The sequence below is a fragment of the Ornithinimicrobium sp. genome, from assembly GCF_030537745.1.
In the GTDB taxonomy this organism is placed as follows: domain Bacteria; phylum Actinomycetota; class Actinomycetes; order Actinomycetales; family Dermatophilaceae; genus Ornithinicoccus.
The window spans coordinates 1-13402 of the sequence record NZ_JAUNVI010000068.1 but is presented as its reverse complement, the minus strand read 5'-3'; the positions used below and the strand labels follow the sequence as shown (position 1 = coordinate 13402).

Here is a 13402-nt window from a genome sequence, read left to right as displayed (position 1 = left end):
GCCAGGGACCGAGGGTCAGTTGCGTCGCGGTCGCCGCTACTCCGTCGCCCGGCGCCTCGCCGGCCTGCTGGCCGAATACCACCAGCAACGACCGGCGATGACTGCGGGCTGGCGCGAAGGCGGCGCTGGGGACGGCATCGACGACCTCGGCGATGACCTCGAGCATCAGCTCGATGGTGACCTGCAGTGGCAGCCCGAGTTGTGGCGCCGGGTGCTCGACCTGGTCGACGCCGAGCCGCCGGACGTCCGGCACGACCGCGTGGTCCGGGCGCTACGCGAGGACGGGGCGGACCGGCAGCACCTCGGTAGCAACCTGTTCCTGCCTGGGCGGCTGTCCCTCTTCGGGCACACGCGGATCGCGCGCAGCGAGGTGGAGGTGCTCTCGGCGCTGGGTGAGCACCTCGACGTGCACCTGTGGCTGCCGCAAGCCTCGCCGCGGGCCTGGGCAGCGCTCGCGGAGATCGCTGCCTCCGGTCCCGTGCCTCGCGACCAAGACCTCACCGGGACGCTGGTGCAGCACCCGCTCCTCGGGAGCCTGGGGCGCGACGCTCGAGAGTTGCAGCGCACGCTCGCCCTGGTCGGTGGCGTGGACCGACCGATGGGCAGACTGCTCGCCGGGATGGGCGCAGAGACGCACCCGGGCATCGGCACGGGAGAGAGCGACTCGAGCACCGTCAGCATGCTGGCGATGCTGCAGGCGGACATCGCGGCGGACCACCCCCCGACGGACGCGGAGCGGCTCGACCGGCTCGTGCCGGCCACCGACCGCAGCATCCAGGTGCACGCCTGCCACGGCCAGATGCGCCAGGTCGCGGTGCTGCGCGACGTGCTCACCGACCTCCTCGAGGCCGACCCGACCCTGGAGCCACGCGACATCCTCGTGATGTGCCCCGACATCGAGACCTACGCCCCGCTGGTCCACGCGAGCTTCGGACTGGGCGAGATCGTCGGCGGCAGCACCCGCGCCCACCCAGCCCACGGGCTGCGGGTGCGGCTCGCGGACCGCGCGCCACTGCATACCAACCCGTTGGTTGCCCTGACCGCCCGGCTGGTCGAGCTGGCCGGGGCACGCGTGACCGCCGACCAGGTGCTCGACCTCCTGCGCTCCCCGGTGGTCCGCCACCGTTGGGGCCTGGACGAGGACGCCCTTGAGCGGTTGACCGACTGGGCCGACGCCACCACCGTCCGGTGGGGGCTGGACGCGCAGCACCGGGCGCAGGGCTATGCGCTGCACAACCTTGCGCAGAACACCTGGGCCGCCGGGGTGGACCGGCTGCTCGTCGGCGCCGCCGTCGACGGGGAGGACCTCACTCACCTGGGCCAGGTGCTCGCGCTCGACGACCTCGACAGCGGCGACCTCGACCTGGTCGGTCGGCTGGCCGAGCTGCTCGACCGGCTGCGCGACACCCTCCTGGCCCTGCGCGACGCGGACACCGTCGAGGACTGGGTCACCGCGCTCGACCAAGGCGTGCAGCGCCTGGCCGACGTCCCCCTCGCCGACGCCTGGCAGCTCACCCAGCTGCAGCGCCAGCTAGACGGGGTCCGCGCCGCCGCCGCGACGCGCGGCTCGATCTCGCTCACGCTCTCCGACGTGCGCGCCCTGCTGCACGACCACGGCGGTGGGCGGCCCACACGCTCCGGCTTCCGCACCGGCTCGCTCACCGTGTGCACGATGGTGCCGATGCGCTCCGTGCCGCACCGCGTCGTCTGCCTCCTCGGCCTGGACGACGGGACCTTCCCCCGGTCCACCACGCCCGACGGCGACAATGTCCTGGCCCGACGGCCGGTGACGGGCGAGCGCGACCCCCGCACCGAGGACCGTCAGCTGTTCCTGGACGCGGTGATGTCGGCTGGTGAGACGTTGATCGTGACCTACACCGGCTTCGACGTGCACAGCGGCCAAGAGCGCCCACCTGCGGTGCCCCTCGGGGAGCTGCTCGACACGGTCCGGGCCACCGCCACCGGCGACGGCGTGGACCGGATCCTCACCCGGCACCCCCTGCAGCCCTTCGACCCGCGCAACCTGGGCGCCACGCCGGCCGGCACCACGGCGCTGCTGCCCCACGACCTGCCCTTCAGCCACGACCCCGCCGCGATCGACGGAGCACTGGCCCGCGAGCACGCGACCGCCGGCCCGGTGCCGCTGGCCTCCCAGACGCTGGGCCCCTTTCCCCGCGAGGACGTCGCCCTCGATGACCTGGTGCGCTTCTTCGACAACCCGGCCCGCGCCTACCTGCGCTCGCGCCTGGGACTGCTGCTGCCCGAGGACCCCAGCCTGCGCGCGGACGGGATCCCCGTCGAGCTGGACGGACTGCAGCGCTGGCAGATCGGTGAACGCATGCTCCAGTCGGTGCTGGACGGCGCGCTGGCGACGGCGACCGTGGAGGCCGAGCTGTGGCGCGGCGAGCTGCCGCCCGACGACTTGGGCGCGACGATCATGGACGAGCTCTGCACCCAGGTGCAGACGATGGCCGAGGCAGTATGGCGCACCACCCACCAGGGCGGGTGGGGCCAGCCGCTGGAGCGTTCCAGCGTCGACATCGACGTGGCTCTGCCCGGCGGGCGGCACCTGGTCGGCACGGTCGGCGACCTCATCGTCGACCAGCCGCTGCGGGTCACTTCCTCCAGCCTCAAGGCCAAGCACCGGATGCAGGCCTGGCTGCGGGCCCTGGCCCTGGCCGGGTCCGGGCGGGGCGCCCACTCGCACGTCATCGCCAAATACTCCTGGGGTCGGGGCGACAAGGGGCCGGTGCACCTGAGCTACGCACCGCCGTCGCCGCAGGACGCGGCCCGCATCCTCGGCGAGCTCGCGGACCTGCGCGACCGTGGCCTGCAGGAGGTGCTCCCCCTGCCCACGGAGACGTCGTGGACGTGGGCCGACCAGTACCGTCGCGTCGGCCGGGAGAGCTCGGCCCACGCCAAGGCCTCGCATGCTGGGTGGGTCTCAGATCGATACCCCAAGGAGCAGGACGACCCCTCCTGGCTCCGAGTGCTCGGCCGCCAGATCCCGCTCGATGAGCTCGCTGGCGCGCCGATGGACGACGAGCGGTGGGCCGAGGGTGTGCAGAGCCGGCTCGGCCAGCTGGCGCTGCGCGCGTGGGGCCCGTTGATGGACGCCGAGTGGATGGGTAGGCCCTGACGTGGACGACTTCTCGATCAAGGGCGACCTGCCCAGCGGCACCGTGCTCCTGGAGGCGAGCGCCGGCACCGGCAAGACCTGGACCATCGCGGCGCTGGTGACCCGTTTTGTTGCCGAGGACGTGACGCCGCTGCGGGGGATGCTGGTCGTGACCTTCAGCCGCGCCGCCAGCCAGGAGTTGCGGGCCCGGGTGCGCGAGCAGCTGCTCGCCGCTGAGCGCGCACTCGCGCGGAAGATCGCCGGTCAGGGCAGCACGGAGGTAGACGCCAAGCCCGATGAGCTGCTGGACCTGCTTATGGACTGCGACCCCGAGGAGCTGGTGCGACGTCACGGCCGGCTGCGGGAGGCCCTCACCGACTTCGATGCGGCCACCATCGCCACCGTTCACCAGTTCTGCCAGCAGGTGCTCAGGAGCCTGGGCACCGCGGGTGCCACCGACGCGGGCGCGCAGCTGGTCGAGGATCTGGACGAGCTGCTGGTCGAGGTGGTCGACGACCTCTACCTACGCGCCTTCCGGGCCAACCCGCCCGCGTTCAACCGCACCGAGGCCCTGGAGATCGCGCGGGCCGTCGTCAACGACGTCTATGCCCAGGTGCGTCCGGCCACCGGCGACCCCAAGAGCGGTCCGGTCCGGCGCGCGCGCTTCGCCGAGGCGGTGCGCACCGAGCTGGACCTGCGCAAGCGCCGCCTACAGGTCATGCACTACAACGACCTGCTCACCCAGCTCGACACCGCCCTTGAGGAGGAAGACTCCCCGGCCCGGGACCGGATGCGCCGGCGCTGGCAGGTCGTGCTCATCGACGAGTTCCAGGACACCGACCCGATCCAGTGGTCGGTGCTGGAGCGGGCCTTCGCCGGTCACTGCACGGCGATGGTGCTGATCGGCGACCCCAAGCAGGCGATCTACGGCTTCCGCGGCGGCGACGTGGTGACCTACCTCGCGGCTGCGGCCACGGCCCAACAGCGCCAGACGCTGCCCCTCAACTACCGATCCGACCCGGGCGTGGTGACCGCGCTTGGCCACCTGCTCGGGGGCGCTGCGCTGGGCGATGACGACATCGTCGTGCACCCGGTCGCTCCCGCGCTCGAAGACACCAAGCTGCACGGAGCACCCCACTCTGCGCCGGTGCGACTGCGGCAGGTGCTCGCCGAGGAACACCTGCACGGCGCGGACACCATCGGTGCGGTCCGCGACCACGTCTACCCCGACCTCGCCCTGGACATCGCCGCGCTGCTGGCCTCCGGCGCGACCTTCGACGGTGCGCCGATCGCCGCGCACCACGTGGCGGTGCTCGCCCACAAAGGCACCGACCTGCGGCTCGCGGAGGAGGCGCTGCGCCACCTCGGGGTCCCCGCAGTCATGGCCGGCGGCACCTCCGTGCTGGCGACGCCCGCGGCCCAGGACTGGCTGGCCCTGCTGGAGGCGATGGTCGCACCGCACCGTTCTGGGCTCACCCGCGCTGCCGCGCTCACCGACCTGCTCGGCTACATGTCAGTCGACCTGGACACCCGGGGCGAGGAGATCGACGACGAGCTGGCCGGACTGGCGCGCGACCTCGCCGCCGTCCACGGCCGGCAGGGCATCGCGGCGGTGATGGAGCAGCTGATGGTCCGCGGACTGGCCCCCCGCGTGCTCGGCCGGGTCGGCGGCGAGCGCGGCTTCACCGACCTCACCCACCTCTCCGAGCTGCTGCACGAAGCTGGCCGCAAGGACGACCTCGGCCTCACCGCGCTCCTGGACTGGCTGCGCACCCAGATGGCGCAGGACGTGCCCACCTCGGTCTCCACCCTCACCCGTCGGCTCGACAGCGACGCCGCGGCGGTGCAGCTGATGACCATCCACGGCAGCAAGGGCCTGCAATTCCCGGTGGTCTACCTACCGGCCCTGTCCGACCGTTTCGTCCACTCCGTCCCAAAGATCCCCCGCGGGCACGAAGCGCCGCCGGAGCGCAGCCGTTTCCTCGACGTCGGTGGCCCCGACGGCCCGACCTGGGCCGACTCCGTCCGCCTGTCCAAGGAAGAGGATTCCGGCGAGTCGTTGCGCATGCTCTACGTCGCGATGACCCGGGCCCAGTCGCAGGTCATCACCTGGTGGGCACCGACCCAGCGCAACACGGCCCGCTCCCCGCTGCACCGCATCCTCTTCGGCCGACAACCCGGCGAGGCGAGCGTCCCCGACACCGCCCGGGTCCCCAACGACGCGGGGGCCACCCAGACCTTGCAGGCCTGGGCCGACGCCCAAGCGATCTCCCTCGAGCGGGCCGACCACGCACCGGCGGCGGACGTGCCACCCGCGCCTGACACCGCCACGCTGTCCCTGGCCCCATGGACCCGGAGCGTCGACCACGAGTGGCGGCGCACCTCATACACCGGCCTGTCCTCCCCGCGCGAGGACGCCGGTGCACTGACTGGCGGCGTGAGCAGCGAGCCGGAGGTGACGCCGCGCGAGGACGAGCCCGACACCGTCGACCCCGTCCTGGAGGCGGCCCCGCTGCTGCCGGGCCTGGAGGCCACCGTCCCCGGGTCGGACCTCCCTTCCCCGATGGCCGACCTGCCGGTCGGGGCGACCTTCGGCTCGCTCGTGCATGCGGTCCTCGAGCACACCGACCCCGATGCTGCGCACGGATTGGCGACCGAGCTCGCGGAGCACGTTGCCGAGCAGTCGCTCTGGTGGCCGGTGCACGACCTCGACCAGGGGGCGCTGACGGACGCGCTCGTGGCCGTGCACGACACCCCGCTCGGGCCGCTCGCGGGCGGGACGACCCTTCGCAACATCCCGCTGTCGGACCGGCTGTGCGAGCTCGACTTCGAGCTGCCGCTCGGCGGCGGGGACCTGCGCCGCACCCCCGCCGGCGAGGCCGCGCTCCTGGGCGACCTCGCCCCGCTGCTGCAGGCGCACCTGCCCGACGGCGACCCCGTCCGGGCCTGGGCAGATGTGCTGCAGAGCAGTCCAGAGCTGGCCGCGCAGCACCTGCGCGGCTATCTCACCGGTTCGGTCGACGTCGTGCTGCGCACCGGTGGGCGTTATCTGGTCGTCGACTACAAGACCAACTGGCTCGGCCGCGCCGAGGAGCCGCTGACCGCCGCGGACTACCGACCCGAGAAGCTGGACGAGGCGATGGGTCAGTCCTCCTACCCGCTGCAGGCGCTCCTGTATGCCGTGGTGGCGCACCGCTTCCTGCGCTGGCGGCTGCGCGACTACGACCCTCGCAAGCACCTCGGTGGCGTGCTCTACCTCTATGTGCGCGGCATGTGCGGGGAGCAGACCCCGATCGTCGACGGCCACCCTTGCGGGGTCTTCTCCTGGCGACCGCCGATCGACCTGGTGATCGCCGTGTCCGACCTGCTCGATGGCTCCCGGGAGGACGTCGCATGACCGTCTTCGACCTCTTCGAGCCCACCGACGAGCACGACCGCCGCCTCGCGCAGACCACGGAGGGGCTGCTCGGCAGCTTCAATGCCGCTCGGGTCATCACGGCCGCCGACGTGCACATCGCCCGCGCCCTGGCCCGCGCCACCCGCGAGCAGGACGAGGCCGCGGTGCTCGCGGCCGCGCTGGCCAGCCGGGCCGTCCGGTCCGGGTCGGTGGCGATCAGCCTGCCGATGCTGGCCACCGACGGCGCAGCGGCGCTGCCCGACCTGGCGTGGCCCGAAGCCAAGGCGTGGCAGGACCAGGTTGCCGGCTCCAAGCTGGTCGGGCAGGGCGCTCTCGTGCTCGACCAGGGCCTGGTCTACCTCCAGCGCTACCACCACCAGGAGGTCCAGGTCGTCGACGACCTGCGCGCGCGGGCGGCGTTAGCGGCCCCCGAGGTGGACGAGGAGGTGCTCGCCTCCGGGCTGGAGCGCATCTTCCCTGGCCAGGGGTATGCCGAGCAGCGCGTCGCCGCCCGCACGCTCGCCGGAGCGCGGACCGCCGTGCTCACCGGCGGCCCCGGCACCGGGAAGACGACGACCGTCGCGGGCGTCCTCGCCCTCTTGGCCGAGCAGGCAGCCGCCGCCGGCGAACGTCCGTTGCGGGTCGGCCTAGCCGCCCCCACCGGCAAGGCCGCGGCCCGGGTCAAGACCGCCGTGTCCGAGGCGCTGGCCGGGATCCTCGCGCGCACGAGCGACCAGCAGACCCGCACAGTCATCGAGCCGCTCGGCGAGGTCGAGGCGATGACCCTGCACCGGCTGCTCGGGTGGAGCCCGGCCAGCCGCAGCCGGTTCCGGCACCACCGGGCCAACCGCCTGCCCCACGACGTGGTCCTCGTGGATGAGGCCTCGATGATCTCCCTGACCCACATGGCCCGGCTGCTCGAGGCGCTGCGCCCCACCGCCCGGCTGATCCTGGTCGGTGACGCCGACCAGCTGGTGTCCGTCGACGCTGGCGCGGTGCTGGCTGACCTGGTCGCCGGCGCCGAGCTGGCGCGCGCCGACGCGCCGCTGGTGGTCACCCGGCTGCGCACGGTGCACCGTTTCGGAGAGACGATCGGGGCGCTGGCCGACGCGCTACGCCGGGGCGAGGCCGACGACGTGGTGGCGGCCCTCTCGGCGGGCTCCGCCGAAGTCGAGTGGGTGCGCGAGGGGGAGGCCACCACATACCTGCGGGGCCTGCTGACCGGGCACGCCCGTGAGGTGCTCACCGCTGCCCGCAACGGCGACGCCCCGGCCGCGCTCGAGGCCCTCGGGCGGCACCGTCTCCTGTGCGCGCACCGCGCCGGCCCTCAGGGGGTCTCGACGTGGAACCGGCTCACCGAGACCTGGCTGCGCGAGGAGGCTGGGCTGAGCTCCTACGACCAGATGTATGTCGGCCGGCCGTTGCTCGTGACCGCCAACGACTATGTGACCGGCGTGCTCAACGGCGACACCGGCGTGGTCGTCGCCTCGCAGAAGCCGGACGGCACCCCGGTGCGGATGGCCGTCATCGAGAGCCCCGGGGGCGCGCAGCGATTTGCGCCGAGCCGGCTCGGCGACGTCGAGACGATGCACGCGATGACGATCCACAAGGCGCAGGGCAGCCAGGCGGCCGAGATCACGGTGCTGCTGCCGGAGGCCGACTCCCCCCTGCTGACGCGCGAGCTGTTCTACACCGCAGTGACCCGCGCGCAGGCCAAGGTGCGCCTCGTGGCCCCCGAGGCGGTGGTCCGCGCCGCGGTCGCGCGTCGGGTCGTCCGCGCCAGCGGGCTGCGGCAGCGTCTGGGCGGCATGGCCGCGCCAGCCGCGACTGACGCGCACTGACGCGGACTGACGCCGACCGCCCGGACTGGCAACAACGACCGCCCGGTGGGGGTCACGCGGCCGCCAGCCCTTCGGCTGGGCTGACGCGGGTGGCCCGGCGGGCCGGGAGCACACTGGCCAGGATTCCGGCGACCAGGGCGACGGCGACGATGAGGGCGACGCGGGTCCACGGGATGGCCAGGTCGAGCGGGGTGCCTACGGGGAGCAGCGTCTGGATGCCGAGAGCGGCGTAGCCGACACCCAGCACCAACCCCAGACCGGCGCTGACCAGCGCGAGCAGCACCCCCTCGGTGAGCAGCATCGTGCGCATCTGACGGCGGGTCAGGCCAAGGGCTCGCAGGAGGGCGTGCTCACGGTGCCGCTCGATGATCGACAGCGACAGGGTGTTGGCGATCCCGATGACGGCGATCACCACGGCCACCCCGAGCAACGCGGTCGTGACCAGCACCAGGACATCGAGGATCCGGGCGATCGCAGCCCGCTCGGCCGCGGATCCGTCCACCGCAAGCCCGGTCTCCTCGGCGATCTCTGTGATCCCGGAGTAGGTCTTGCCCACGTCGGCCTTGTCATCGAGCCGGATCAGCGCGGCACCCTGCCGCACCTGGTCACCGTCGAGCGCCAGCAGGTCATCTACATGCAGCGCCAGCCGACTCTGGCCAAGCCCGATCGCGGCCACGGTCAGCTCCTTACTGGTCACCGAGCCGCTCACCAGGACGGTGTCGCCTTCCTCGAACCCCTGGATCGACATATCCATGTCGGACAAGCCGACCATCCCGGGCTTGATCTGGTCGACGAGCGCCTGACTGCGGATGACCTGGTCAGCCGTGGCTGGGTCGAGCCCGACCGCCTGCGACTCGGCCCAACTTTCGCCCAGGGTCAGGTAGGCGGTGTCCACCGGAAGGGTAGCGGCTACCCCCTTAACGCCAGCCAGCTGTCCGGGGATCGTCGCGCCCAGCTGGGTGGGCACGGCAATGTCCCGCACGGGTTCTGGATCATCCGCGTCCGGCTCCGCCGCGAGTTGCGGAGCCGTCGAGACCACGAGGTCGATCGCGTACTCCTTGTCGATCTCGCCCAGCGCGGTCTTCTCTCCGGAGGCCGCGCCGACGGAAGTCATCGTGATGAGGGTGACCCCGACGATCAGCGCGGCGCTGGTTGCAGCCGCTCGACCTGGGTTGCGGACCGCGTTGTCGACCGCCAGACGTCCCGGCACCCCCACTGCGCGTGCCCCCAGACCGAGGGCACGGACCGCGAGCGGGACGACGAGGATGGCGCCGACCAGCACCCCGACAAAGCTGACCAGGCCCCCGCCGATGCCGGTGAGGATGTCGCGGTGCGAGGCGGCATACAGCATTAGTGCGGTGCCTCCGGCCATGAGCAGCACCGCGAAAAGCAGCCGCACGGCGCCGATCGTGGCGCGCTCGCTGGAGGATCCGAGCGGGCGGAGCGCCGCCAATGCCGGGACGCGGGTCGCTCGGACGGCGGGCCAGAACGAGGCGAGCAGCGTCACGATAGTGCCCACCAGGACAGGGAGCAGCAGGGCGCTCGGGCCGACCTTGAGGCTGTCGCCCAGCGGGATGCCCAGGTCCGTGCGCTGCGCCAGCGCGAGCAACCCGCGCGCCGACAGCAGGCCGAGCGCGACACCGAGCACCGAGGCGACCACGCCGAGGGCGAGCGCCTCCAGGAGGACCAACCGCCGGACCTGGCTCTTGGTGGCGCCGACGCAGCGGAGCAGGGCGAGCTCGCCCGTGCGCTGCGCCAGGGTGATAGTGAAGGTGTTGGCGATGACGATGGCCGCGGTCGCCAGCGCCACGGCCCCGAAGCCAAGCAGGACCCCGGCCAGCACATTCGTCTCTCCGGTCAGCTCGGAGACGCGATCCTCCGCAGCCTGCGGACCGGTCTGGATCGTCACGCCGGGCACGGCGTCGGCGAGCGCGGCAAGGGTCGTGTCGATGGACGCTGCGTCCGTCAGGTCGACCTGGAGCGACCGGTAAGTCAGGCTCGGGTCCACCAGCCGCAAGGTGGCGTCGCTGGCCAGGAAGCCTGGGCCGAAGGAGACCGGGCTGTTCGTCCCGGGATCGATGACCCCGACGACGTCGAGCGTCACCGACCGCGCCCCGCCCTCCTCCCCGGTGGGGATGGCCAGCCGGAGCTCGCTGCCGGTGCCGGTGCCGTCGCCGGCCAGCTCCTTGGTGGCCAGCGCCTCCCCGGGGGCGGTCGGCAGCCGGCCCTCGATGAGGGTGGTGCCTGCGCTGGGCAGGTTGGCGCCGAGCACATAGTCGTCCGGACCGAGGTCGGCGAAGACCACCGCCTCACCCAGGACCGAGCGGACCCCTTCGACAGCTGCCACCGCATCAAAGCTGGAGCTGTCCAGCGGTTCCCCCTCCAGGTTCGTCAGCACGAAGTCGGCGCCACGCAGCTGGCCGCCGACCGCCTCTTCCAGTCCGGCCTTGGCGGTGAGCAATGCCGCGAGGCTGGTGGTGAGGAAGGCGACACCGATGATGATGGCTACCGCGGCGGAGAGCAGTCTCCGACTCCGAGAGCGCAGTCCGGCGGTCATCCACGAACGCTTCATCGTCAGGCCCTTCCAAGGTCGCGCACGGCGGCCAGCACCGCGTCGGTGTCCGGGTCGAGGATCTCCCCGGCCAGCTGGCCGTCGGCGAGCAGCAGGACCCGGTCGGCGACGGTGGCCGCGTTGGCGTCGTGGGTGACCATGACCACGGTCTGACCCCACTCGTCCACGGACCGTCGCAGCAGGGCCAGGACCTCGGCCCCGGTGGTCGAGTCGAGCGCACCCGTGGGCTCGTCCGCAAAGATCACCGCGGGCCTGGTGACGAGAGCCCGCGCGAGGGCGACCCGCTGCTGCTGGCCGCCGGAGAGCTCACCAGGACGGTGTCCGAGCCGGTCGCTCAACCCCAGACCGTCGATGATCTCCCGCTCCCACACCGGATCGGCGCCCCGGCCGGCGAGGTCGAGGGGAAGCCGGATATTTGCTCCGGCGGTGAGGGTCGGGAGCAGGTTGAAGGCCTGAAAGACGAAGCCGACCTGGCGTCGACGCAGCAGCGTGAGCGCCTTGTCCGACAGCCCGGTCAGCTCGGTGTCGCCCAGGAAGACCCTCCCCGAGGTCGCCGCGTCGAGCCCGGCGAGCAGGTGCATGAGGGTGGACTTGCCCGAGCCGCTCGGTCCCATGATCGCCGTGAACTGGCGGGCCTCGATCCCCACCGACACACCGTCGAGGGCACGCACTGCGGTGTCCCCGGTCCCATAGGTCTTGGTCAGGTCAATCGCGCTGGCCGCCAAAGTCGCGGTCCGGGTCGGTGAGGAAGTCGTCATACCGATGACGTTAGAGAGCCTGCGTCGCCCCGGACATCCACCGCAAGGCCCTCACCTGCGTGCCCACTATCCACCCACGGTATGACGTGCCTCCGGCGCCGCCGAGTCGAACCTTTTCGATCCTCCATGGGGCGCGCGGAAGGAGCATGATGAAGACGGAGGTGATGTCCGTGCTCCTGGCCGCATGGTGGGGACTGGTCGGTGGCCTCGCGCTGCTGATCGGCGCGTTGCTGGGGCTGCTGGGCCGCTCCTCACTGCGCACGATCGGGCTGGTGATGGGTTTTGGCTCCGGCGTGCTGATCAGCGCGGTCGCCTTCGACCTGACCCTGGAGTCGTTCCAGGATGCGGGCCACTGGCCGACCGTGGCCGGCCTCGCCTGCGGGGCGCTCACCTTCTTTGCCGGTGACTGGTGGATCGACGCCAAGGGTGGCAACCGGCGTAAAAGCCCCACGCAGCAGACCAACTCCAACGCCGGTGGTGGGATGGCGCTGGTGCTCGGCGCCCTGCTGGACGGCATCCCGGAGTCCGCGGCGATCGGCGCCAGCCTGCTCGGTGGGAGCTCGGTGAGCGTGGCGATGGTGGCCGCCGTCTTCCTGTCCAATATCCCCGAGTCGATGTCCGCCACCACCGGGCTGAAGCAGGCCGGCCGGAGCACCCGCTACGTGCTGGGGCTGTGGAGCGCCGTCTGCATCGTCTCGGCGGCGGCGGCGGCCTTCGGCTATCTCCTCCTCGGCTCAGCCTCGCCAGGGGTGGTCGGCTTCGTTCAGAGCTTTGCCGCCGGCGCCATCATCACCATGCTCGGCGACACGATGGTGCCCGAGGCGACCGAGCACGCTGGCAAACTGGTCGGCCTGATGATCGTCGCCGGCTTTACGGTGGCCTTCATGCTGAGCCACCTCTGAACCACCTCTGAGTTGGCGGCCCGATCTACTCCGGACGGCCGACCAGTCCCGTCTCATAGGCGGTGATCACCATCTGGACCCGGTCGCGCAACTCGAGCTTGTGCAGCACCCGACCGAGGTGCGTCTTGACCGTCGCCTCCGCGAGAAAGAGCTCTGCGGCGATCTCGGCGTTGGTCAGCCCGCGCCCGACGGCCGTCAGGACCTCGTGCTCCCGTGCCGTCAGCGGGGCCAGCCGCGCCAGCTGAGCGCGCCGCTCCACGGCAGCCGCGCTCTCGCCGCCGGCGTCGGGCAGCTCGGGGACGAAGCGCTCCAGCAGGCGCCTAGTCGTCGAGGGCGCCATCGCCGCGTCTCCGGCGTGCACCGCCCGGATCGCGGCCAGCAGCTCCGCCGGCCCCGCGTCCTTGAGCAAAAAGCCGGAGGCTCCCGCCTTGAGCGCAGCGAAGACGTATTCGTCCAGGTCGAAGGTCGTCAGGATCAACACCCGGGAAGAGGTCCCGGACTCCTGCAGTCGACGGGTCGCCTCGACGCCATTGAGCCGCGGCATCCGGATGTCCATCAGCACCACGTCCGGACGGGTCGCGGCGACCCCCTCCAGCGCTGCCTGACCGTCCCCTGCCTCGCCGACGACCGTCATATCGCGCTGGGCGTCCAACACCATACGGAAGCCCGCGCGCACGAGCTCCTGGTCGTCGACCACAAACAGGCGGATCGGCCCCTCGGGCGAGATGCTCATCACTGGTCTCCTACGGGGTTCGCCGGGCGGGTCGAGCGTTGGGCAGGCGGGGGACGTTGGGCGGAACGTGCGTGTTGATCA

Annotated in this window: 7 protein-coding genes; 4 read left to right on the top strand and 3 right to left on the bottom strand. The window is 72.1% G+C overall.

The annotated features are described in order from the left end of the window. From recC to recD, 3 genes are all read left to right on the top strand, one after another. On the top strand, positions 1-3139 hold a 3139-nt coding region (recC, locus tag Q4P07_RS12155; RefSeq protein ID WP_303375181.1), incomplete at its 5' end, for an exodeoxyribonuclease V subunit gamma. 1 nt (position 3140) lies between these two features. After that, the gene (locus tag Q4P07_RS12150; RefSeq protein WP_303375180.1) at positions 3141-6515 is read left to right on the top strand and encodes a UvrD-helicase domain-containing protein; all 3375 of its coding nucleotides are present in this window, start codon (positions 3141-3143) and stop codon (positions 6513-6515) included. Next, a complete protein-coding gene (gene recD, locus Q4P07_RS12145) occupies positions 6512-8356 on the top strand; it encodes an exodeoxyribonuclease V subunit alpha (RefSeq protein WP_303375179.1) in 1845 nt (614 codons plus the stop codon). Before Q4P07_RS12150 ends, recD begins: the two co-directional genes overlap by 4 nt. 52 nt (positions 8357-8408) lie before the next feature. On the opposite strand, the gene Q4P07_RS12140 is transcribed toward recD, so the two are convergent. Both Q4P07_RS12140 and Q4P07_RS12135 read right to left on the bottom strand, forming a co-directional pair. After that, positions 8409-10928, bottom strand: coding sequence for an ABC transporter permease (locus tag Q4P07_RS12140; protein WP_303375178.1), 2520 nt, complete (start codon positions 10926-10928; stop codon positions 8409-8411). A gap of 2 nt (positions 10929-10930) precedes the next feature. Then, complete coding sequence (locus tag Q4P07_RS12135; protein ID WP_303375177.1) at positions 10931-11686, bottom strand: ABC transporter ATP-binding protein; 756 nt, start codon at positions 11684-11686, stop codon at positions 10931-10933. 149 nt (positions 11687-11835) lie between these two features. Between Q4P07_RS12135 and Q4P07_RS12130 the strand changes: the two genes are divergently transcribed. Continuing rightward, positions 11836-12588: a ZIP family metal transporter gene (locus tag Q4P07_RS12130; RefSeq protein WP_303375176.1), complete on the top strand. Its 753-nt coding sequence runs from the start codon at positions 11836-11838 to the stop codon at positions 12586-12588. 25 nt (positions 12589-12613) lie between these two features. On the opposite strand, the gene Q4P07_RS12125 is transcribed toward Q4P07_RS12130, so the two are convergent. Next, positions 12614-13321 (bottom strand): response regulator transcription factor, encoded by a 708-nt coding sequence (locus Q4P07_RS12125; RefSeq protein ID WP_303375175.1) that lies wholly within the window; start codon positions 13319-13321, stop codon positions 12614-12616. Between the last annotated feature and the right edge of the window lie 81 nt (positions 13322-13402).

Coding starts and splice junctions, on each gene's coding strand:
- recD (WP_303375179.1), top strand. CDS start 6,512: ATGACCGTCTTCGACCTCTTCGAGCCCACCGACGAGCACGACCGCCGC.
- Q4P07_RS12140 (WP_303375178.1), bottom strand. CDS start 10,928: ATGAAGCGTTCGTGGATGACCGCCGGACTGCGCTCTCGGAGTCGGAGA.
- Q4P07_RS12135 (WP_303375177.1), bottom strand. CDS start 11,686: ATGACGACTTCCTCACCGACCCGGACCGCGACTTTGGCGGCCAGCGCG.
- Q4P07_RS12130 (WP_303375176.1), top strand. CDS start 11,836: ATGAAGACGGAGGTGATGTCCGTGCTCCTGGCCGCATGGTGGGGACTG.
- Q4P07_RS12125 (WP_303375175.1), bottom strand. CDS start 13,321: ATGAGCATCTCGCCCGAGGGGCCGATCCGCCTGTTTGTGGTCGACGAC.